The following is a 21200-nucleotide window of genomic DNA, read 5'->3' as shown; positions in this document are numbered from 1 at the left end:
CCTCCGGCGTCGGATTCCGGGACATCCGGCGATGACCGGGACAGGCCTGCGGGAGCGGTCGTCTTCGTGGTGGGCTACGTCAGGCGGTTCAAGGCGTCGTCGAGGATGTGGCGCAGGCGTAGGGCGTCCGGGGCCAGGGCGGTCACCAGGGCCGCCGGGCCTGCCAGGGGGGTCAGGGCTGCGGAGTCGCCGAGCATCGCCGGTTTTGGGCCTTCGTGTTCGAACTCCGGGCGTACGACGATGAGTTGGCCCACCGCTCGATGGCCTGCCAGGACCGCGGGGCCGTCCCAGCCCGTCGGGGCGCCCGGGCCGCACGACAGTTCCTGGTCCAGGAGTGTTCGGCCGGCTCGGCGCACCGTCAGTCTGCTGTGCAGCAGTCCCGGGGCCTCGCCGGTGCGGCCGAGCACCTGTTCCTCGCGTAGCACCAGCCGTCCGCCCGCCCCGATGTCGGCCCGTGTCGTGACGCGGAGTTCGCTTCCCCGCGCTGAGATCAGTTGCTCCGGCAGCCAGTGCAGTTCCGCGCCGTCGGCGACGGTGAGCGACACGTCGTACCGTGCCGGTGCCCCGTCCTGTCCCGGCAGCGCGATCGTCGCCGCGGCGGATCCGACGCTCAGCCTCGCCCCCTCGGCCACCTCCGCCTCCACCGTCAGGTGGTCCCCGCCCAGGGGGCCGCTCATCGCACCCACCAGCATGACGTGGGCCTCCGGGCCCGTGGTGCGGGTGCGGCGCAGGGCCAGGGGGCCCTCGCCGTGCAGGACGGGCAGGGCTGTGCGGCCTCGGGCGTCCGGGCGGGCGGCGATGCGGGCTCGGGCTTGGACGCCTGCGGGGCTTTGGGGTGGTCGGGGGGACGGGGGGTGGTGGGTCACTGTGTCGGTTCGGCTGTGGTCGATGCCGGTGCGGTCTGCTTCTTCGTCCATGTCGCGTGCTGCTCACGTACCCATCGCGCCACCGGCGTGACGTGTTCCTCCGAGCGCAGTGACTGGAACACCACCGGCAGTTCCGCGCGCTGGGCCTTCGCGTCGGCGGCCATGCGGGCCAGGTCCGAGCCCACGTACGGAGCCAGGTCGGTCTTGTTCACCACGAGGAGGTCCGCCGTTGTGACGCCGGGGCCGCCCTTGCGGGGGATGTCGTCGCCTCCCGCCACGTCGATGACGAAGATCTGTGCGTCTACCAGGCCGCGCGAGAAGGTTGCGGTCAAGTTGTCGCCGCCGGACTCCACGAGGATGAGGTCCAGTGGGCCGACCTCGTCCTCCAGGTCCTCCACCGCCTCCAGGTTCGCGGAGATGTCGTCTCGGATGGCGGTGTGGGGGCAGGCTCCTGTCTCCACCGCCGTGATGCGTTCGGGCGGCAGGACTGCCTCGCGGAGGAGGAACTCCGCGTCCTCTCGGGTGTAGATGTCGTTGGTCACGACTGCGAGGGAGAGTTCGGTGCGGAGGGTCTGGCAGAGGGCTGCCACTGTTGCCGTCTTGCCCGAGCCCACTGGGCCGCCCAGGCCGATGCGGAGGGCTCGGCGGGTGCCGTCGGGGCGGTGGGCGTCCGCGCTTACGGCTGCGCCGTCGCTTTCGTGGGTGTGGTTGAGGTGCATGGATTGGTTCCTTTGTTTGGGGTGTGGTGGTGGGGAGTTGTTCGGTTGTGGGTGGGGCCTCGCGGGTGGCGCCCCAGGCCCGCCCCTTCCCCGTAACCAGGGGCTGCCGCCCCTGGACCCCGCCATCGCCGCTTCGCGGCTCGTCCTCAAACGCCGGACGGGCTGAATAGGGAAGGCGGGTGGGAAATGGCCCGTCGAGGGGGTCCCCCTGCTCCTTAAGAGCTTGGGGGAGTTTGAGGACTAGGCCGTTCAGGCCGATACGGGGGTCCGGGGGCGGAGCCCCCGGCACGGCCTAAGACGCGAACAAGCGCACCGCCCACCCCGCATGCCCCTCCGCCCCCACCTCCAACAGCGGCGCCGACGCGGCGGGCAGCGCGTCCACCCCCTCCCCCACCGCCCGCCGAGCGGACTCCGCGGCGGCCCGCGCCACCTCGTCCAACTGCGGTGCGAGACGGGCCAGAACGGCCGTCGCGTCGAACGGGTCGAGGCTCAGGAGGCGTACCACCGCGGTGGCGGGGCCGCTGACGGACTCGTACGCGGAGCAGTACGCAGCGTCCTCCGCGTCGAGGCCGGCAGCCCGCGCCGCCACGCCGAGGACGACGGGCTGGTGGGCCCCTTTGGGGAACTGGCGTGCCAGCGCGTCGAGTTCGGGGGCGGGCCACGCGACCCGCGCGGCCCGCAGCAACTGTCGCCCCAGCCTGCGCGCAGCCACCCGCAGCGCGGCCGACGGCGTGCGCGCGTCCGCCGCCTCGTCGAGGGCGACGGGGTCGAGTCCGAGCGCGGCGGCTGCGGCCAGGGCGGCCGACACCGTGCCGGTCGTGTGCAGGCGGCCCCGGCAGAAGTCCTCCAGGGACGCCGCCCCGGTGATCCGGCCCGCCTTCACGGCCGCCTCGGCCCCGCCGGAGTGCGCGTGGCCCCCGGCGGGAAAGCGGCCGTCGGCCAGGACGAGCAGTGCGGCTCGTGACATGTCGGGTCACCGCCTCAGAACAGGAAGTACCGCTGGGCCAGCGGCAGTTCGGCGGCGGGTGCGGGTTCGACGAGTTCGCCGTCGATGCGTACGGCGAAGCTGTCGGGGGCGACCTCGACGCGCGGCAGGGCGTCGTTCTCGCGCATGTCGGCCTTCGTACGGCCTCTGGTCGAGTTGATTGGAACGAACGCTCTATCCAATGCGAGTCGTTCAGGCAGATCGTCGTCCAGCGCGGACTGCGTCACGAAGTTCAGCGAATTGCGCGCGGGCGCCTTGCCGTGCCCGCCGAACATGGGGCGCGGCAGGACCGGTTGCGGTGTCGGGATGGAAGCGTTGGCGTCACCCATCTGGGCGTACGCGATCTGCCCGCCCTTCAGCACCACCTGCGGTTTCACGCCGAAGAACGCGGGGTTCCAGAGGACCAGGTCGGCCAGCTTGCCGCTCTCGACCGAGCCCACCTCCCCCTCGATCCCCTGCGCGATCGCCGCGTTGATCGTGTACTTGGCTACGTACCGACGCGCTCGGTGGTTGTCGGCCCTGGTGTCACCCGGGAGCGAACCGCGCCGCCGCTTCATCACATGGGCCGTCTGCCAGGTCCGCAGGATGACCTCGCCGACGCGCCCCATCGCCTGCGAGTCCGAGGACATGATGGAGATGGCGCCCAGGTCGTGGAGGATGTCCTCCGCCGCTATCGTCGTCGGGCGGATGCGGGACTCGGCGAAGGCGAGGTCCTCCGGCACGGCCGGGTTGAGGTGGTGACAGACCATCAGCATGTCGAGGTGCTCCTCGACGGTGTTGACGGTGTGCGGGCGGGTCGGGTTGGTCGAGCTGGGGAGCATGTTCGGCAGCGAGACCGCCGTGATCATGTCCGGCGCGTGGCCGCCGCCCGCGCCCTCCACGTGGAAGGCGTGCAGCGTGCGCCCGCCGACGGCCGCGAACGTCGCGTCGACGAAGCCCGCCTCGTTCAACGTGTCGGTGTGGACGGCGAGTTGGGCGCCCGTGTCCTCGCACACGTTCAGGCAGGCGTCGATCACCGCCGGAGTCGCGCCCCAGTCCTCGTGGATCTTGAAGCTGACGGCGCCCGCGCGGAGCTGGGCGTGCATGGACGCGGCCGATGTGGTGTTGCCCTTGCCCAGGAAGCCGATGTTGACCGGGGCGTTCTCCATGGCGGCGAACATCCGGGCCAGGTGCCAGGCGCCGGGGGTGATGGTGGTGGCCTTGCTGCCCTCGGCGGGGCCGGTGCCGCCGCCGATGAGCGTGGTGACCCCGGAGGCCAGTGCCTCGTCGACGATGGTCGGCGAGATGAAGTGGATGTGGGTGTCGATGCCGCCCGCGGTCAGTATCTTGCCGTTGCCCGCGATGACTTCGGTCTCCGGGCCGATGACCAGGTCGGGGTGTACGCCGTCCATCGTGTCCGGGTTGCCGGCCTTGCCGATGCCGGTGATGCGGCCGTCGCGGATGCCGACGTCCGCCTTGACCACGCCCCAGTGGTCGATGACGACGGCGCCGGTGATCACGGTGTCGGGCGTTCCCTCGGCGCGGGTCGCCCGGGACTGGCCCATCGACTCACGGATGACCTTGCCGCCGCCGAACACCGCCTCGTCGCCGGAGCGTCCGGGGCCGCCGCAGCGGTCCTCCTCGATCTCGACGAGCAGGCCGGTGTCGGCGAGCCGGATCCGGTCGCCGGTCGTGGGGCCGAAGAGGTCGGCGTACGCGGCACGGGAGAGCTCAGGCATCGAGGGCACCTCCGGTCTCGCCGCGCAGCCCGGGTACGACGCGCGCGCCGGCGAGCGGGACCAGCGTGACCTCGACGGGAATGCCGGGCTCGAAGCGCACGGCGGTGCCCGCGGCGATGTTCAGCCGCTGGCCGCGCGCGGCGGCGCGGTCGAACTCCAGGCCGGGGTTGGCCTCGGCGAAGTGGTAGTGGGAGCCGACCTGGACGGGGCGGTCGGCTGCGTTGAGGACGGTCAACGGGGTGGTCGCGCGGCCCTCGTTGAAGGCGACGGGCTCGTCCGCGAAGAAGATCTCGCCCGGGACGGGTTGCATACGGCTCGTACCCCCGTCAGACGATCGGCTCGTGGACGGTGACGAGCTTGGTACCGTCCGGGAAGGTCGCCTCGACCTGCACGTCGTGGATCATCTCGGGGATGCCCTCCATGACGTCGTCCCGCGTGAGCACCGTGCGGCCCGACGACATCAGGTCGGCGACGCTGCGGCCGTCGCGGGCCCCTTCGAGGATGTGCGACGTGATGAGCGCGATCGCCTCGGGATGGTTGAGGCGCAGGCCGCGGGCACGGCGCTTCTCGGCCACGTCGGCGGCCACATGGATGAGCAGTCTTTCCTGCTCGTGCGGGGTCAGTTGCACGTCCCACCTCACAGTCCTCGCTCCGGACCGTGCGGGGTCCGGCTGCCGCGGCCACCGCGACGGGTATAGATGTAGCGGGCAGTGAAGTACCTGCCGGTGTACACCTTGGCGTACGAAATCCCCAGGTGGCGTGGCAGGGCAGGCTAGTTGGACGGAGTTTCAGCGAGGTTAACCAGCCCTTGACTTCGTCATGACCGGCGGCAGGGGTTCCCCATACCCATCAGGCGTCGCGCATGCCCGTCGGGGCCTCACGGCACCCTTCAGGCAATCCGACGGCTTCAGGTCATGTGGGGCCCGCGGTGCTCGGCCGCGATGCCGAAGCGCTGCCGCTCCCCCGCGCCGGACGACGTGGAGCCGATCCGCGAGACGGAGCTGATGACCGGCTCGTCCGCCGGAGCGGGGGCCTCCGCGATCCCGTCGACCGCCTCGATCCCCTCGGCCTCTTCGAGCAACCGCAGGTCATCGGCGGACACAAGGGCCACGAGCGGCTTGCCGTGGCGGGTGACGACCACACGCTCGTTGCCGTAGACAACGCGGTTGATCAGATCGGCGAGCTCTGCGCGGGCTTGCGTCACCGGAATCTCGTAGGCCATACCCCCATCATAACGTCATGTACGTCCTGTACATTTTTTACAGAGGCCGTCGCCCGGCGACGGCACCCGCAGGCATGCCCATGCGCCCGCACGCATGCCGTACACATCGGGAGGCACGCTCATGCAGCAGCCGTTCGCCCGCCACGTCCTGCCGGAGTTCACCGAGCGCACCAGCTCGGGGCTCCGCACGCTGGATCCGTACTCCAAGCTCCTCGAGGAACGGATCGTCTTCCTCGGCACTCCTGTCGACGACGTCTCCGCGAACGACGTGATGGCGCAGCTCCTGCACCTGGAGTACGTCGCGCCGGACCGGGACATCTCGCTGTACATCAACTCGCCGGGCGGCTCGTTCAGCGCGGCCACGGCGATCTACGACACGCTGCGCTACACGACCTGTGACGTGGAGACCGTCTGCCTCGGCCAGGCCGCGTCCGCCGCCGCGGTGCTGCTCGCCGCGGGCACGCCGGGGAAGCGGTCGATCCTGCCCGGCGCGCGCGTGCTGCTCCAGCAGCCGGCGCTCCCGGAGGAGTTGCGGGGCCAGCCGACCGATCTCGCCATCCAGGCCGACGAACTGCGGCGCACCCGTACGCTCCTGGAGGAGATGCTCGTACGGCACACGGGGCGCGACGCGGAGCGGGTCACGGCGGACATCGAGCGCGACATGGTCCTGGACGCCGCGGCCGCGGTGGAGTACGGCCTTGTGGACCGGGTCGTGCCGAGCCGCAGGGCTTCGCGCACGGACGCCGGGTGAGGCCCCGGTGCTGCCCGAACTGCCGCCGCTGCCCGCGCTCACCCGCGCCGAGGGGGAGGTGATCGACGCCTATCTGGCGGTGGTGGACCTCGTCGGCAGGATCAATCCGGCGCGCGCCGAGCGCACGTACGGCGGGCTGCGCGCCGCACAGGCGCTGGTCAGCAGGGCGACGGAACTGCGGGACGCGCTGGTCCTGATGCACCAGCGGGGCGAAACGGAAGTCCACACGGAGACGTTGGCGCGGGCCCTGCGGGTCCTGGACGGCGAGCGGCGCGCCGCGCGCGTGACCGTACCGCCGCCCGCCGTCGGCGAGGACGCGCCACCGACCGCGGGCTGAACGATCCTCCGGCCGTCACGGCGCCGCGCCGAGGGTGCGCCGTCGCGCCGATCGCCTCCAGGAGCGCCCCGGCCGCAGCGCGCCCGCGCCATCCGTCCGTTGAGGGTGCGGACGGCTGCGGAGGTGAGGGGCGCGGTGTCCGGCGTGGCCGGAAGTACGACCAGACGGGGTAGCCCTTTCGGTGTACGAATCGCTCGTACACACGAGCCTCTGGAGTTGCGCAACTCCCGTACGTGCCACGCGGAACGGGACGTTCCGGTGCTGTTCGGACAGTCGTCGCCGAGTGTGATCTGAGTCCTTTTCGGGCGCTGTCCACCTGAACGGGTCAGCCGTGAGGAGCCTCACATACTGCCGATTCGGCTCGGTTTTTTCGCCACTCTCGGGTGAAGATCCCTTCCGACGACAAGCCCCCGCCACAAGCGGCGGGGCGGTCCGGGCGGACGCCGAGTCCTGCCGCCACCCGGATGACCGGTCGACATCTGTGCATCGGCAGGAGTGGAGGACCCAGCATGGCGGGCCGTCCGGGAGACCGGGAGGCCCTTGGGGTGAAGTCGTAAATCGACCGGGCATCTTCGCCTGCCCGAACCCGACAGGTCATCCTTCACAGGCGGCTGACGAAGGGTTGCGCATGACTGCGCTGAATCGTGTTCCGTCGCTGCTGACGAGGGCCGGTACCGCATCGGCACTCACGCTCGCCGCCGTGGGCGGCACCATCGTGGCCCCCGGACTCGTCTCCGAGGCCGAGGCAGCCACACACGGGACGAAGGCGCTCAAGATCGCGGCTTCCAAGAAGGGCTCTCCGTACGGCTACGGAGCGGTGGGACCGCACCGGTTCGACTGCTCGGGCCTCACGCTCTACTCGTACAAGCGCGTGGGCAAGAAGCTGCCGCGCACCGCCGCACAGCAGTACAACAAGACCCGCCACATCTCCAAGGGCAACCGCACCCGCGGTGACCTGGTGTTCTTCCACTCCGGCCGGAGTGTCTACCACGTCGGCATCTACGCCGGAAAGGGAAAGATCTGGCACGCCCCGAAGCGGGGCACGGTGGTCCGTCTGGAGAAGATCTGGACCAGCAGCGTCTGGTACGGCCGGGTCCGCTAGCCCGGCGTGCGGACGGCGGCCGACGGCCGCGAGGCGGCAGCCGCCGTCCGCACAAGCCCTGTCCGCACAGGCCCTGTCTCCACAGGCCCCGTCCGCACAGGCCCCGCGTCCGCACGGGTGCCCGCCAGGAGTGGATCGCGCCGGCGCGGGTTACTCGTACTGCATGTCCGACCAAGGCCGCTCCGACTCAGGCCGCAACGAGACCCCACTCGAACGCGCCGACCGCAACTTCACCGAGCTCCTGCAGGAGCTGAGGGTCACTCAGACCGGGGTGCAGATCCTCTTCGCGTTCCTGCTCACGCTCGCGTTCACTCCCCGCTTCCCGTCGCTCGACACGATGCAGCGCGCCACGTACGTCACCACGCTGCTGCTCGCCGTCCTGGCGGCCGCCTTGTTCACCGCGCCCGCCGCGGTGCACCGGGGGCTGTTCCAGCGGGGCGCCAAGCCGCTCATCGTCCGGGTGTCGTCGCGGCTCGCCGGGATCGGACTCGGCGTCCTGGTCCTCGCGCTCACCGGTTCAGTGCTGCTCGTCGTGGACGTCGCGGCGAGCCGGACCGGCGCGATCGCCGCCGCCGCGGGCACGCTGCTGGTGTGCGGCGGGCTGTGGGGACTGCTGCCGCGGGCGGTCGCACGGGCCGGGGAACGATCGGGCGAGGTGCGGTCGGCCGACGCCGAGGGTGGCGAGGGCAGCAGCGGGCTCACGTGAACAGCGGCTCCGCCAAGACCCACTGACGCCAGCCCCGCTCACGCACCAGCCCCGCCCACGCATCGGCCACGTCAACGCACCCCCACGACGCGGCCCGCAGACGGTGACCCCGTCAACCCGCCCCGCCGCCCGCGTCAACTCTGCACCGGCACCGACCACGGCAACGTGATCCACACCGTCTTGCCGCCCTCCGCCGTGGGGCAGATCGAGAGCCTGCCGCCGCACTCGGCGGTGAGCCATCTGATGATGACCATGCCGCGGCCGTTGTCCTGCTGGACGGCGGCGGGCAGGCGCTTGGGGTAGCGCGGGTGGCTGTCGGTGACGCCGATGCGCAGCTGCTCGTCCCGGTCGAGCTGGACGTCCACGGTGAAGGTGGGCGACTGGCCGAGGGTGTGCTGCACGGCGTTCGTGGCGAGCTCGGAGACGATGAGCCGCACGGTGTCGCCGACGTCGGCACCGGCCGGCAGACCCCACTCCGAGAGGACGTCGGCCACGTACCTGCGGGCGGCGGAGACCGAGACAGGATCGCTCGGCAGAGTGACGGATGCTTCCTGGAGGTCTGCCATGGCGACGCTGTCCCTTTCCCACCGGGACCGGACTCCGACTCGTGGCGGAAGAACTCGAGGACAGTCCCGGAACTGGTGCTTCGCGCCAGACTGCCACTCCTGGGCCGGTGACGCGCGGCGATCCACCGAGATGTGCATATATCTGTCGCTCGAAGCGGTGAACTCTGCGACGGCAGACCGTATTTGGGCGCAAGACTGGCGCTTCCTCTACAGTCTCCCGCTGTCCCGTACGGTTGGCGCGGACGTCCGGAAGGAGACGGACATGCAGTACGGTCCCGCGGTGCGGCGCCGCAAACTCGGCGCGGAGTTGCGGGCGCTGCGCGGACTCGCCGGACTCACCAGTGGCGAGGCGGCCGCGCGCGTCGGCTGGCACCAGTCGAAGGTGAGCCGGATCGAGACCGGACGCTCCGGAGTGCGCGCGTCCGACGTGCGGCTCCTTCTGGAGGCGTACGACGTGGAGGACCCGCAGTTGCGGGAACTCCTGGTCGCGCTCGCGGGCGGCGACGACGAGACCGGGCGGCACCACTGGTGGCACGCCTACCGCGGTCTGCTGCCGCCCGCCTACCGCGATTTCATCAGCCTGGAGTCACAGGCCTGCCGGGTGCGCACCCTGGAGACCACCGTCGTCCCCGGCCTGCTGCAGACCCCGGACTACGCCCGCGCGGTGACACGTGCCGCGCTCGGCGGGCTTCCGGAGGAGCAGGTGGAGGCCCTGGTCCAGGTGCGCCTGGCCCGTCAGGACGTGCTGCGCAACAATCCGCCGCTCAGGCTGAGCGTGATCCTCGACGAGGCGGTGCTCCGCCGCCAGGTGGGCGGGCCCGAGGTGCTCGCGGGGCAGATGCGGCGGTTACTGGAGGCGGCACGGCTCCCCCAAGTCCGGGTCCAGGTACTGCCGTTCGCGGCGGGAGAGCACATCGGGTTGATTGGATCTTTCGTTATTCTCTCCTTTCCGAACATTTCTGATCTGGATGTGGTTGTTCTCGACCACTTGACGAGTAGCCTCTACCTCGAACGGAAAGAAGACCTCAAGGCGTACACCAACGCTTTCAACTCTCTTCAGGGAAAGGCGCTTTCCGTTAAGGATTCAATGGATTTCATCGCCGGGTTAGGTGACGGCGCGTAAGGAGGCACCATGACTGCACTGCCTCGGTACGTTCCCTCCAGCACGTCTCTCAGGGACGCGCGGTGGCGGCGCAGCAGCCGCAGCAATGGAATGAACAACTGCGTGGAAACCGCATCGCTCGGCTCGGGACCGCTCGCCGGTCTGCTCGCCGTGCGCGACTCGAAGGCCACGGCAGGCCCGGCCGTGCTCTTCTCCCCTGCCGCCTGGGAGGGCTTCATCGACGCCCTTCGGTGATGCCCGGGTGACTGCGCCGGACCCTGGACCCAGGTCTCAGGTGCCAGATCTCAGGAGTCAGGGTGCGGTGCGGCTGATCACGCGGACGGCGTCGGCGACCTGTGCGTCGCTGAGGTCGGCACGTGCGGTCAGCCGCAACCGTGAAATGCCGTCGGGTACCGACGGCGGGCGGAAACAGCCGACGGCGAGGCCCGCACCTCGGCAGTCGGCCGCCCAGCGCACCGCCGCTTCCGGCGAAGGCGCGCGCACCGAGACGACGGCGGCGTCGGGACGTACCGCCGAAAGCCCTTCCCCCGTCAGGAGTTCGTGGAGCCCGGACGCCACCGCGCGCACCCGCGTGGCCCGTTCCGGCTCGCGGCGCAGCACGCGCAGGGCCGCGAGCGCCGCACCGGCGGCGGCCGGGGCGAGACCGGTGTCGAAGATGAGCGTGCGGGCCGCGTTGACCAGGTGGTCGATGACCTTGGCCGGGCCGAGCACGGCGCCGCCCTGACTGCCGAGGGACTTCGACAGCGTGACCGTGGCCACCGCACCCGGAGCGCCCGCGAGCCCCGCCGCGTGCAGGGCGCCGCGCCCGCCCTCGCCGAGCACGCCGAGGCCGTGGGCGTCGTCGACGAGCAGTCCGGCGCCGAACTCCCGGCATACATCGGCGAGTTGGGGCAGTGGCGTGGCATCGCCGTCGACCGAGAACACCGAGTCCGTGACGACGACCGCGGGGCCTTGATGGGTGCCGAGCGCCTTGCGTACCGCGTCCGGATCCGTGTGCGGCACCACCTGCGTCGTCCCGCGCGCGAGACGGCAGCCGTCGATGAGGGAGGCGTGGTTGCCCGCGTCGGAGACGATCAGCGAGCCGTGCGGGGCGAGTGCGGTGACCGCCGCGAGGTTCGCCGCGTACCCGGAGGACAGCACGAGCGCCGACTCGAAGCCGCAGAACGCGGCCAGCTCGCGCTCCAGTTCGGCGTGCAGCTCGGTGGAGCCGCTGACCAGGCGCGAGCCGGTCGCGCCGCCGCCCCAGCGGTGGGCCGCGGCCGCCGCGCCTTCGGTGACCTCCGGGTGCCGGGCGAGCCCCAGGTAGTCGTTGCCCGCGAGATCGAGGAGACCGGATTCGGCCGGGCGCGGGCGCAGCGTACGCACCAGACCCGCCCGCTCGCGCAGTCGTGCCTGCTCGTCGATCCAGTCGAACGGCGAGCTCGCCATGAGGGCCTCCGGGACGTCGTGGGCCGCCGCGGCCGCGATGCGGGCACAGGGCGTACGGACACAGGGTTTGTAGACAGTGCACAGACCCTAGCCGCCGCACCACCGGGCCATGGTGTGGCAATACCCACACCTCCCGATGGTTCTGTTGTGCACTGTCTCCATGGTCAGAAAGACTGGCGTACGTCAGGATCAGCGCCATGGATCTGCTCAACACGCTGGTGGACAAGGGGCTTCGGCGCGAACTGCCGACCCGTGACGAGGCGCTTGCCGTGCTCGCGACCTCCGACGACGAGTTGCTCGATGTGGTGGCGGCGGCCGGAAAGGTGCGGCGCCACTGGTTCGGCCGTCGAGTGAAACTCAACTATCTGGTCAACCTGAAGTCGGGCCTGTGCCCCGAGGACTGCTCGTACTGCTCGCAGCGGCTCGGCGCCGACACGGGGATCCTCAAGTACACGTGGCTGAAGCCGGACGAGGCGTCGAAGGCCGCGGCGGCCGGGCTTGCCGGCGGTGCCAAGCGGGTGTGCCTGGTGGCGAGCGGCCGCGGGCCCACGGACCGGGACGTCGACCGCGTCTCCGACACCATCAAGACCATCAAGGAAGAGAACGAGGGCGTCGAGGTCTGTGCCTGCCTCGGCCTGCTCTCCGACGGCCAGGCCGAGCGGCTGCGCGGCGCGGGCGCGGACGCGTACAACCACAACCTCAACACGTCCGAGGCGACGTACGGCGACATCACCAAGACGCACACGTACGCCGACCGCGTCGACACCGTGCAGAAGGCGCACGCGGCCGGGCTCTCCGCCTGCTCCGGCCTGATCTCGGGCATGGGCGAGACGGACAAGGACCTGGTCGACGTCGTCTTCGCGCTGCGCCAGCTCGACGCGGACTCCGTGCCGGTGAACTTCCTGATCCCCTTCGAGGGCACCCCGCTCGCCAAGGAGTGGAACCTCACCCCGCAGCGCTGCCTGCGGATCCTCGCCATGGTCCGGTTCGTCTGCCCGGACATCGAGGTCCGCATCGCGGGCGGCCGCGAACTGCACCTGCGCACGCTGCAGCCGCTCGCCCTGCACCTCGCCAACTCGATCTTCCTCGGCGACTACCTGACCAGTGAGGGCCAGGCCGGCAAGGCCGACCTGGAGATGATCGCGGACGCCGGGTTCGAGGTGGAGACCACGGACCAGGTGACGCTGCCTGAGCACCGCAGGGGCGGCGGTTGCGGTTCGGTCTGCGGCTCGGAGGAGTCTGCGAACTCCGCGTGCGGGTCGAAGGAGGCGGAGGTGCCCGCGGCCGAGGCCGAGGTGCCCGAGGCGCGCACGGACCTGGTGGCGGTACGCCGCCGGGGCGCGGGAACGGATCTGGCGCCCAATGCGTGACGGACATACCACCCCCGGCCCGGACGTCCAGGAGATCCTCGACCTCGACCGCGCCCACGTCTGGCACCCCTACGGCCCGATGCCCGGCCGCGTGGACCCGCTGGTCGTGGAGTCGGCGAGCGGGGTGCGGCTGCGCGTCGGCGGCGTCGGCGAGCTGGTCGACGGCATGTCGTCGTGGTGGTCGGCCATCCACGGCTACAACCACCCCGTCCTCAACGAGGCGGTGCGCGGCCAGTTGGAGCAGATGAGCCACGTCATGTTCGGCGGGCTCACGCACGAGCCCGCCGTACGCCTGGCGAAGCGACTTGTCGACCTGACGCCGGACGGCCTGGAGCACGTGTTCCTCTCCGACTCCGGCTCGGTGTCCGTCGAGGTCGCCGTCAAGATGTGCCTCCAGCACTGGCGCTCGGTCGGCCGCCCCGAGAAGCGGCGGATGCTGACCTGGCGCGGCGGCTACCACGGCGACACCTGGCAGCCGATGGCCGTGTGCGACCCCGACGGCGGCATGCACAGCCTGTGGCAGGGCGTACTCCCCCAGCAGGTGTTCGCGGACCTGCCTCCGGCCGGTTTCGACGCGTACGACGACACGTACGCGCAGCACCTCCACGACATGGTCGGACAGCACGCGCACGAGCTGGCGGGCGTGATCGTCGAGCCGGTGGTGCAGGGCGCGGGCGGCATGCGCTTCCACTCGCCCCGCTATCTGCGGGCGCTGCGCGAGGCGTGCGACGCGCACGACGTGCTGCTCGTCTTCGACGAGATCGCGACGGGCTTCGGGCGCACGGGCGCGCTGTTCGCTGCGGAGCACGCGGGCGTCACGCCCGACGTGATGTGTCTGGGCAAGTCCCTGACCGGCGGATATCTGACGATGGCGGCGACGCTGTGCACCGCGCGGGTCGCGCAGGGCATCGCCCGCGGCGAGGTGCCGGTGCTCGCGCACGGGCCGACGTTCATGGGCAACCCGCTGGCGGCGGCGGTCGCCAACGCCTCGATCGACCTGCTCGTCGGCCAGGACTGGCGGACGGAGGTCAAGCGCGTCGAGACGGCACTGCGGGCCGGGCTCGCTCCGGCGGCCGAGCTGCCCGGCGTACGTGACGTACGGGTCCTCGGCGCGCTCGGGGTCGTGCAGCTGGACCACCAGGTCGACATGGCCGCGGCGACGGCTGCCGCCGTGCGCGAGGGCGTGTGGGTGCGGCCGTTCCGCGACCTGATCTACACGATGCCGCCGTTCATCACGGGTGACGACGACGTGGCGCGGATCGGCCGGGCGGTGTGCGCGGCGGCGGAGGCGAGCACGGCGGCGACGGCCTCGGCTCGCGGGGCGGTGTCGGCATGAGCGTGCTCATGGTGTCCGGTACGGGGACGGAGATCGGCAAGACGATGACGACGGCGGCCGTGGCGGCGCTGGCCGTCGCCGCCGGACGCAGCGTCGCCGTGCTCAAGCCCGCCCAGACCGGCGTGGGTCCCGGGGAGCCGGGCGACGCCGACGAGGTCGTACGGCTCGCGGGTGACCAGGTGACGGCGGTCGAACTCGCCCGCTACCCCGAGCCGTTGGCCCCGGCCACGGCCGCGCGGCGGGCCGGGCTGCCCGCGGTGACGCCCGCCGAGGTGGCCGAGGCCGCGGAGAAGTTGGCGGCCTCGCACGACCTGGTCCTGGTGGAGGGGGCGGGCGGCCTGCTCGTCCGCTTCGACGAGCAGAGGCGGACCCTCGCGGACGCGGCCCGCCTCCTGAACGCGCCCGTCCTCGTGGTCACCACCGCCGGCCTGGGCACCCTCAACATGACGACCCTCACCGGCGAGGCCCTACGAGCCCGCGGCCTCACCACCCGGGGCATCGTCATCGGCGCCTGGCCCCACACCCCGGACCTGGCCTCCCGCTGCAACCTGACAGAACTGGCCGCCGAGGCGGGGGCCCCGCTGCTGGGGGCGCTGCCCGAGGGGGCGGGGCGACTGGGGCCGGAGGAGTTCCGGGCGGGGGCGGGAGAGTGGCTCGCCCCGGAGCTGGGCGGCGGATGGACACTGGGAGCAACCACGTAGCCCGTCCGGCCCTCAGTTTCGGGAAGGGGCGGGACTGGGGAAATACCCCCCATGCCCCGCGACCCGATCCACCACCCCCTCTTCGCCCGCTTCTACGCCCGCCAAAGCGTCGCGGCGGAGCCCGTGATCGCCCCGCACCGCAAGGAACTCCTGCGGGGCGTCACGGGCCGGGTGATCGAGGTGGGCGCGGGCAACGGACTGAACTTCGCGCACTACCCGGGCACGGTCGCCGAGGTGGTGGCGATCGAGCCGGAGCGAGTGCTGCGCAGACTGGCCGTGACGGCGGCGATGCGCGCGGACGTCCCGGTGGACGTGGTGCCGGGGGCGGCGGAGGCCCTGCCGGTGAAGAGCGAGGCGTTCGACTTCGCGGTGGCGTCGCTGGTGCTGTGCAGCGTACGGAACGTGCCCAGGGCGCTGGCGGAGCTGCGGCGGGTGCTGCGGCCGGGCGGTGAGCTGCGGTTCTTCGAGCACGGCCGGGCTCCGGGCGGCGCGATGGTGGCGGTCCAGCGCGCCCTGGACCGCACGGTGTGGCCGCCGCTGTTCGGCGGCTGCCACGTCAGCAGGGACACGGTGGGCGCGCTGCGCGCCGCCGGGTTCGAGCTGGGCCCCTACCGGCGGTTCCTGATCCCCGAGAGAGGGCCGCGCCTGCCCATGTCGTACTGCGTCCTGGGCTCGGCGAGGCGCCCGCCGGCGGACGACACCGGGCCCGGGACGGGCGCCTGAACAAGGCCTGCGGCCTCAGATCGGCTGCGCGAGATTGACCGCGTTGCCGTCCGGGTCCTGGATGTGGGCGACCCGCTGCCCCCAGGGCATGTCGTTGGCCGGGCCGAGCACCGTGCCGCCGAGGGCCTCGACGCGGGAGAGCAGTTCGTCCACGGCGTCCACCGTCACGCTCAGGAGCGAGCGCTGGGGTGTGCCCAGCTGGACGCTCTTGTCGGCGACGATGGCGAGGTCCGAGTCCTTGATGCGCAGGTCGACGAAGAACGTGGGTCCCTCCTCGGGCACCCGGGCCGTCTCCTCGGCGCCGAGGAGCTGCTGGTAGAAGGTGACGAGACGGTCCAGATCGGGGGTGATCAGCATCGGCTGGATGGTGGCGGGCATGACGCCGTCCTCCTTGTGGTCGCGGCCGGTTTCCTGGTGCTGACCGGCGGGCGGCCCCCAACTCATCGGCCCCTCACCGAGGAATACCGCGCCGGTCGCCGGACCGCAACCGCCCCGCACGGGCCGGCTCACGGGACCGATCCGTCACAGGCTCCACTGCCGCAGCTCACGCGCTATGTCGTGGACGCTCGCCCCGTCCTCCTTGACCAGCCGCGCCAGATCCCGCACCTGCTCGGGCGAGGTCACCACCTTCACGCCGCTGGCGACGAGATAGGCGTACGCGACCGAGGAGGCGAAGAGCGCGTTCGAGCGTTCGAGGGCGGGCAGGTGCAGCAGGAGCTGGAGCAGGGCGGCGGCGCGGTCGTGCGGGCCTTCGTAGACGGGCACGCCGAAGATCTCCGCCTCGTGGCGGGCCACGGCGGCCACCAGGGCGCCCCAGTCGGTGACTTGAGGGTCTCCCGGCGTCTTGTGCTCGGCGACCATGAGGAGCCAGGCGAGGTCGATTCTGAGGTTCAAGGGTCAGCGACGACCCTCGCGCTCCGCGCCGAACTCCTCGGCGAAGACCGACTCGTACTGCTTCATGAAGTCGGCGGCGGCCTCCACGAAGGTGTGGCCGAGCTCGCCCGCGTCCTGCTTGACGAGTTCTTCGATGTAGCGGTTCACACTCATGCCGCGGGCCAGGGCGCGTTCCCGCGCGGCCCGGGCGGTGTCCTCGTCCACCCGCACGTTCAACTGAGTCTTCGCCATGCCCACAAGCTAGCGCCGATCCGCTAGCACCGACAAGAGGGCCGGGAGAGCCGGGAGGCCCGGTGTCCGGCCCCGGCCCCGGCAGCCCCGGCCGGGTGCCCCTTACACGCGCCTCAGGGACCGACCTGCGAGGGATACCAGCCACCCGGTCCGAGCCTCTACTCTCTGCTGGCATACGCGAGTCGGGACGGCCACAACCGGGGAGGCGGCCTTGTCCACACCTGCTTCTACGCCGAACACGGAGCACGCCGAGCCGCCGGGCGTCGCCGCCCGCGCACGCGGCCTGACCAAGGCCTACGGCTCCGGCGAGACGGCCGTGATCGCCCTGGACTCGGTCGACGTGGACATCGCGCGGCAGCGGTTCACCGCCGTGATGGGTCCCTCGGGTTCCGGCAAGTCCACGCTGATGCACACCCTGGCCGGGCTCGACTCGGTCTCGGCGGGCCAGGTGTGGCTGGGCGGGACGGAGATCACCGGGCTCAAGGACCGGGAGCTGACGCGGCTGCGGCGGGACCGGGTGGGCTTCATGTTCCAGTCCTTCAACCTCATCCCGACGCTCAACGCGCGCGAGAACATCACGCTGCCCATGGACATCGCGGGCCAGCGCCCCGACGCCGAGTGGCTGGAACACGTCATCGACACCCTCGGCCTGCGCGACCGCCTCAGCCACCGGCCCGCCCAGTTGTCCGGCGGCCAGCAGCAGCGCGTGGCGTGCGCGCGTGCGCTGGCCTCACGGCCGGAGCTGATCTTCGCCGACGAGCCGACCGGCAACCTCGACTCGCGGGCCGGGCTCGAAGTGCTCGGGTTCCTGCGCGAGGCGGTGGACACGCTGGGCCAGACGGTGGTGATGGTGACGCACGACCCGGGCGCCGCCGCCCACTCCGACCTGGTGCTCTTCCTCGCCGACGGCCGGATCGTGGACGAGATGCCGCGGCCTACGGCGGAGGGTGTCCTGGAGCGGATGAAGCGTTTCGACGTACTGCACGGGGTCGCGTCGAACGCGGCCGACGGGGTGGCACCGGACCCTGCCGACGGAGTGGCACCGGACGCGGGCGACGGGCCCGGGGCCTCCGGTGCGCCGCCCGGCCCGGCGCCGACCCTCACCAAGCCCGCTCCCGACGACCCGTCCCCCCAGGACTGAGGCGACTCCCGTGCTCAAGGCCACACTCCGCAGCTTCCTCGCGCACAAGGGCAGGCTCGCCCTCTCCGCGCTCGCCGTGATCCTCTCGGTGGCGTTCGTCGCGGGCAGCCTGATCTTCTCGGACACGGTCACGCGCACCTTCGACCGGCTGTTCGCCTCCACCTCCGCCGACGTCACCGTCGCGCCCAAGGACGACCTCGACGAGAGCGTGCCGACCGGGCGCACCCCGACGCTCCCCGCGGAGGTGGCCAAGCGGGTCGCGAAGGTCGACGGCGTCGCGGCCACCCACGTCGACGCGTCCGTGGAGAACATCACGGTCGTCGACCGCGACAACGACCCGGTCGGCTCGACCACCGGCGCGCCCACCATCGCCCTCAACTGGTACAAGAGCGACCGCAGTCCCGTGGAGCTCACCTCGGGCCGTACGCCGAGCGGTCCCGGCGAGGCCCTGATCGACGCGGACACCGCCGACAAGAAGGACGTGGAGATCGGGGACACGCTCTCCGTCCTCGCCGCGCCGGGCTCGTTCAAGGTGCGGATCGTCGGCATCGCCACGTTCACGACCACCAACCCCGGTGCCGCGCTCGTCTTCCTGGACACCCCGACCGCGCAGACCAAGCTCCTCGGCGACAAGGACGCGGCGACCTCCATCGCCGTCGACGCGGCCCCCGGCGTCAGCGACGTCGACCTCAAGCGGCACGTCGCCGCCGAACTGGGCACCGCCTACGACCTCAAGACCGCCGAAGAGGAGGCCGAGTCCGCCGCCTCCGAGCTGGGCGGATTCCTGGATGTCATCAAGTACGTGATGCTCGGCTTCGCCGGTGTCGCCGTCCTCGTCGGCATCTTCCTGATCGTCAACACCTTCTCGATGCTCATCGCGCAGCGCACCCGCGAGCTGGGCCTGCTTCGCGCGCTCGGCGCCGACCGCAAGCAGGTGCGCCGCTCCGTGCTGATCGAGGCGGTGCTGCTCGGCGTGGTCGGCTCCACCCTCGGCCTCGCGGCCGGGATCGGGCTCGCCGCCGGACTCATCGAGCTGATGGGCCTGTTCGGCATGAACCTGAAGTCCACGGAGATGGTGATCGGCTGGCCGACGCCGTTCGCCTCGTACGTCGTCGGGGTGGGCGTCACCTTCGTCGCGGCGTATCTGCCGGCGCGCCGGGCCGCGCAGGTCTCGCCGATGGCCGCGCTCGCGGACGCCGAGATCGCGGGCGTGGGGCGGCCGTTGCGGATGCGGGCCCTCGTGGGGTCGGTCGTGGCGGTGGCCGGCGCTGCGGCGCTCGTCGGGTGCGCGACCTCCTCCGACACCGCCACGGCGGCCTCGCTGCTCGGGCTCGGTGTCGTCCTCAGCCTCATCGCCACCGTCGTCGCGGGACCGCTGCTCGTGCGGCCGGTGATCCGGGTGCTCGGCGGCGCCTTCCCCGCCCTGTTCGGTTCCGTGGGCCGCATGAGCCAGCGCAACGCGCTGCGCAACCCGCGCCGCACCGGCGCCACGGCGGCCGCGCTCATGGTGGGACTCGCCCTGGTCGGCGGCCTGTCCGTGGCCAGCGCCTCCATGACCAAGTCGTTCGACGACCAGATCGACAAGACGCTGGGCGCCGACTTCGTCGTACAGAACAACGCGTTCATGCCGTTCCCGCCGGAGGTCACCAAGAAGGTGACGGATACCGACGGCGCGGGGCTCGTCGTACGCAGCCGCTTCACGCCCATGAAGCTGCGCATGCCGGACGGCAGGACTGCGGAGACGACGGCGGCCGGCTTCGGGAAGCAGCTCGACGAGGTCGTGAAGACGACATACGCACAAGGGAATTCGGCTCAGGCGCTGGCGCCCGGACGTCTCGCGATGGACCGGGACTACGCCAAGGACCATGACGTACGCGTCGGTTCGGTGCTGCCCGTGGAGTTCCCCGGCGAGCGCAAGGCGGAGCTGACGGTGGCCGCGCTCACCGACAACGACGGCGCGGCGGGGCCCGGGATGGAGGGCGGGCTGTTCATGGGGCTCGGCACGCTGGAGAAGTACGTGCCCGACGGCCAGGACTCCGCCGTGTACGTCAACGCCTCGCCGGGCACGGACACCGAGGCGCTGCGGGACCGGCTCGACACCGCGCTCGACCCCTATCCGCAGGTGCAGGTGCGCGACCAGGCGGACTACAAGAAGCTGATCCGCGAACAGATCGCCGTGATGCTCTACCTCGTGTACGCGCTCCTCGGCCTCGCGATCGTGATCGCCGTGCTCGGCGTCGTCAACACCCTTGCCCTGTCGGTCGTCGAGCGCACCCGGGAGATCGGGCTGCTCCGCGCGATCGGGCTCGCGCGGCGGCAGTTGCGGCGCATGATCCGGCTGGAGTCCGTGGTGATCGCGGTGTTCGGCGCGGTGCTCGGGCTCGCGCTCGGTCTGGTGTGGGGCGTGTCGATGCAGCAGGTCCTGGAGCTGCAGGGGCTGAAGGCGTTCGCGGTGCCGTGGTCGACGCTCGTGGCGGTCGTGATCGGGTCGGTGGTGGTGGGCATCGTGGCGGCGCTGCTTCCGGCGCTGCGGGCGTCCCGCATGAACGTGCTGGAGGCGATCGCGCACGAGTGACGCGTTTATTGGCCGCCCGGCGCCCCTGCCCGGCCCCGTGCACCGCTGTCGGCCGCGTACCGCCGCCGTCCGGATCCTGGAATGCCGTCCGGATTCTGGAATTCCGGACAGCCGGGCGGCACGCGGTGATGGGATTGGCCATGACCGATCTGCGCATACGGGCGGCGACGCCCGACGACCTGGACGCCGTGCTCGCCTTCTGGAAGGCCGCCGCCGAGGGCACCAGCATCAGTGACGACCGCTCCGGCGTGGAGCGCCTCGTCGCGCGGGACCCGGGAGCCCTGCTGCTCGCCGAGCGCGACGGGGAACTCGTCGGCACGGTGATCGCCGGCTTCGACGGCTGGCGCTGCCACCTCTACCGGCTCGCCGTCCGTCCGGACCAGCGCAGGCAGGGCGTGGGCTCGGCCCTGCTCGCCGGGGCCGAGGAGCGCTTCGCCGCGCTCGGCGGGCGCCGAGCGGACGCCATGGTGCTCAACCGCAACGAGCTCGCCCACCACGCCTGGCACGCGGCCGGCTATGCCCCGCAGCCGCAGTGGAGCCGCTGGGTCAAGCCGCTCGCCGACTGAAGCCGGTACGAGAGGGAACCCGCTGCGTACGAGAGCGGCCCCCGCGGCCCACGAGCAGCCCCGCATCGTAACGGAACGTAATGTGGAGCGGAGAGTTTTGCCGGTCCTTTAACATGGTTGGACCACTCGAACCTACGGAA

25 protein-coding genes and 1 riboswitch are annotated in these 21200 nt (G+C 71.6%); of the genes, 13 read left to right on the top strand and 12 right to left on the bottom strand.

All coding sequences use genetic code 11. The features are described from left to right. Positions 1-74 precede the first annotated feature (74 nt). From IEY91_RS08960 to IEY91_RS08930, 7 genes are all read right to left on the bottom strand, one after another. Positions 75-917 carry an urease accessory protein UreD gene (locus IEY91_RS08960; RefSeq protein WP_189173546.1) on the bottom strand — a complete coding sequence of 281 codons (843 nt, stop codon included), beginning with the start codon at positions 915-917 and terminating at the stop codon, positions 75-77. Then, positions 863-1585 carry an urease accessory protein UreG gene (gene ureG / locus IEY91_RS08955; RefSeq protein ID WP_189173545.1) on the bottom strand — a complete coding sequence of 241 codons (723 nt, stop codon included), beginning with the start codon at positions 1583-1585 and terminating at the stop codon, positions 863-865. The genes IEY91_RS08960 and ureG overlap by 55 nt, the downstream gene beginning before the upstream one ends. Positions 1586-1877: 292 nt before the next feature. After that, complete coding sequence (locus IEY91_RS08950; RefSeq protein ID WP_189173544.1) at positions 1878-2552, bottom strand: urease accessory protein UreF; 675 nt, start codon at positions 2550-2552, stop codon at positions 1878-1880. A 14-nt stretch (positions 2553-2566) separates the two neighbouring features. Further along, complete coding sequence (locus IEY91_RS08945; RefSeq protein WP_164326659.1) at positions 2567-4288, bottom strand: urease subunit alpha; 1722 nt, start codon at positions 4286-4288, stop codon at positions 2567-2569. After that, positions 4281-4598 (bottom strand): urease subunit beta, encoded by a 318-nt coding sequence (locus IEY91_RS08940; RefSeq protein WP_164326658.1) that lies wholly within the window; start codon positions 4596-4598, stop codon positions 4281-4283. Before IEY91_RS08940 ends, IEY91_RS08945 begins: the two co-directional genes overlap by 8 nt. Positions 4599-4614: 16 nt before the next feature. Further along, positions 4615-4917 (bottom strand): urease subunit gamma, encoded by a 303-nt coding sequence (locus IEY91_RS08935; protein WP_189173543.1) that lies wholly within the window; start codon positions 4915-4917, stop codon positions 4615-4617. A gap of 278 nt (positions 4918-5195) precedes the next feature. Next, the gene (locus IEY91_RS08930; RefSeq protein WP_189173542.1) at positions 5196-5510 is read right to left on the bottom strand and encodes a type II toxin-antitoxin system Phd/YefM family antitoxin; all 315 of its coding nucleotides are present in this window, start codon (positions 5508-5510) and stop codon (positions 5196-5198) included. A gap of 121 nt (positions 5511-5631) precedes the next feature. On the opposite strand from IEY91_RS08930, the gene IEY91_RS08925 reads away from it, so the two are divergent. The 4 genes from IEY91_RS08925 (at position 5632) to IEY91_RS08910 (ending at position 8406) form a co-directional block, all read left to right on the top strand. Next, positions 5632-6261 carry an ATP-dependent Clp protease proteolytic subunit gene (locus IEY91_RS08925; RefSeq protein WP_164326655.1) on the top strand — a complete coding sequence of 210 codons (630 nt, stop codon included), beginning with the start codon at positions 5632-5634 and terminating at the stop codon, positions 6259-6261. Positions 6262-6268: 7 nt separating this feature from the next. Continuing rightward, positions 6269-6598 (top strand): hypothetical protein, encoded by a 330-nt coding sequence (locus IEY91_RS08920; protein ID WP_189173541.1) that lies wholly within the window; start codon positions 6269-6271, stop codon positions 6596-6598. 460 nt (positions 6599-7058) lie between these two features. Further along, a riboswitch (cyclic di-AMP (ydaO/yuaA leader) is annotated at positions 7059-7223 on the top strand. A gap of 3 nt (positions 7224-7226) precedes the next feature. Further along, positions 7227-7700: a C40 family peptidase gene (locus tag IEY91_RS08915; protein WP_189173540.1), complete on the top strand. Its 474-nt coding sequence runs from the start codon at positions 7227-7229 to the stop codon at positions 7698-7700. A gap of 163 nt (positions 7701-7863) precedes the next feature. Continuing rightward, a complete protein-coding gene (locus IEY91_RS08910; protein ID WP_164326652.1) occupies positions 7864-8406 on the top strand; it encodes a DUF6328 family protein in 543 nt (180 codons plus the stop codon). A 134-nt stretch (positions 8407-8540) separates the two neighbouring features. Here IEY91_RS08910 and IEY91_RS08905 read toward each other — a convergent pair whose 3' ends face one another. Then, on the bottom strand, positions 8541-8972 hold the full coding sequence (locus IEY91_RS08905) for an ATP-binding protein (protein WP_164326651.1): 432 nt from the start codon (positions 8970-8972) through the stop codon (positions 8541-8543). Between the two features lie 262 nt (positions 8973-9234). Here IEY91_RS08905 and IEY91_RS08900 point away from each other — a divergent pair, with 262 nt between their 5' ends. After that, complete coding sequence (locus IEY91_RS08900; RefSeq protein WP_164326650.1) at positions 9235-10095, top strand: helix-turn-helix domain-containing protein; 861 nt, start codon at positions 9235-9237, stop codon at positions 10093-10095. A gap of 9 nt (positions 10096-10104) precedes the next feature. Further along, on the top strand, positions 10105-10329 hold the full coding sequence (locus tag IEY91_RS08895; RefSeq protein WP_164326649.1) for a DUF397 domain-containing protein: 225 nt from the start codon (positions 10105-10107) through the stop codon (positions 10327-10329). Between the two features lie 57 nt (positions 10330-10386). Here IEY91_RS08895 and IEY91_RS08890 read toward each other — a convergent pair whose 3' ends face one another. Continuing rightward, positions 10387-11523 carry an 8-amino-7-oxononanoate synthase gene (locus IEY91_RS08890; protein WP_189173539.1) on the bottom strand — a complete coding sequence of 379 codons (1137 nt, stop codon included), beginning with the start codon at positions 11521-11523 and terminating at the stop codon, positions 10387-10389. Between the two features lie 197 nt (positions 11524-11720). Between IEY91_RS08890 and bioB the strand changes: the two genes are divergently transcribed. The 4 genes from bioB to IEY91_RS08870 are packed head-to-tail and all read left to right on the top strand — an operon-like array spanning position 11721 to position 15653. Beyond that, a complete protein-coding gene (gene bioB, locus IEY91_RS08885) occupies positions 11721-12893 on the top strand; it encodes a biotin synthase BioB (RefSeq protein ID WP_189173538.1) in 1173 nt (390 codons plus the stop codon). Then, entirely contained in the window at positions 12886-14229 is a 1344-nt protein-coding gene (locus IEY91_RS08880) for an adenosylmethionine--8-amino-7-oxononanoate transaminase (protein ID WP_189173537.1), read from the top strand. The genes bioB and IEY91_RS08880 overlap by 8 nt, the downstream gene beginning before the upstream one ends. Further along, entirely contained in the window at positions 14226-14930 is a 705-nt protein-coding gene (bioD, locus tag IEY91_RS08875) for a dethiobiotin synthase (protein ID WP_189173536.1), read from the top strand. Before IEY91_RS08880 ends, bioD begins: the two co-directional genes overlap by 4 nt. 51 nt (positions 14931-14981) lie before the next feature. Further along, positions 14982-15653: a class I SAM-dependent methyltransferase gene (locus IEY91_RS08870; protein WP_189173535.1), complete on the top strand. Its 672-nt coding sequence runs from the start codon at positions 14982-14984 to the stop codon at positions 15651-15653. Positions 15654-15668: 15 nt separating this feature from the next. Here IEY91_RS08870 and IEY91_RS08865 read toward each other — a convergent pair whose 3' ends face one another. The 3 genes from IEY91_RS08865 to IEY91_RS08855 form a co-directional block, all read right to left on the bottom strand. Further along, positions 15669-16031, bottom strand: coding sequence for a VOC family protein (locus IEY91_RS08865; protein WP_229696814.1), 363 nt, complete (start codon positions 16029-16031; stop codon positions 15669-15671). A 144-nt stretch (positions 16032-16175) separates the two neighbouring features. Continuing rightward, complete coding sequence (locus tag IEY91_RS08860; RefSeq protein WP_164328726.1) at positions 16176-16514, bottom strand: fic family toxin-antitoxin system, toxin component; 339 nt, start codon at positions 16512-16514, stop codon at positions 16176-16178. Between the two features lie 36 nt (positions 16515-16550). Further along, the gene (locus IEY91_RS08855) at positions 16551-16778 is read right to left on the bottom strand and encodes a hypothetical protein (RefSeq protein WP_016643343.1); all 228 of its coding nucleotides are present in this window, start codon (positions 16776-16778) and stop codon (positions 16551-16553) included. Positions 16779-16989: 211 nt separating this feature from the next. Here IEY91_RS08855 and IEY91_RS08850 point away from each other — a divergent pair, with 211 nt between their 5' ends. The 3 genes from IEY91_RS08850 (at position 16990) to IEY91_RS08840 (ending at position 21060) form a co-directional block, all read left to right on the top strand. Continuing rightward, entirely contained in the window at positions 16990-17919 is a 930-nt protein-coding gene (locus IEY91_RS08850; RefSeq protein ID WP_229696813.1) for an ABC transporter ATP-binding protein, read from the top strand. 10 nt (positions 17920-17929) lie between these two features. After that, positions 17930-20494, top strand: a complete 2565-nt coding sequence (locus IEY91_RS08845) for an ABC transporter permease (protein WP_189173533.1) — start codon at positions 17930-17932, stop codon at positions 20492-20494. Positions 20495-20634: 140 nt separating this feature from the next. Then, the gene (locus IEY91_RS08840; RefSeq protein ID WP_164326642.1) at positions 20635-21060 is read left to right on the top strand and encodes a GNAT family N-acetyltransferase; all 426 of its coding nucleotides are present in this window, start codon (positions 20635-20637) and stop codon (positions 21058-21060) included. The last annotated feature ends 140 nt before the right edge of the window (positions 21061-21200 follow it).

It is taken from the genome of Streptomyces lasiicapitis (genome assembly GCF_014646335.1).
Taxonomy (GTDB): domain Bacteria; phylum Actinomycetota; class Actinomycetes; order Streptomycetales; family Streptomycetaceae; genus Streptomyces; species Streptomyces lasiicapitis.
This window is presented reverse-complemented; position numbering and strand designations above follow the sequence as displayed.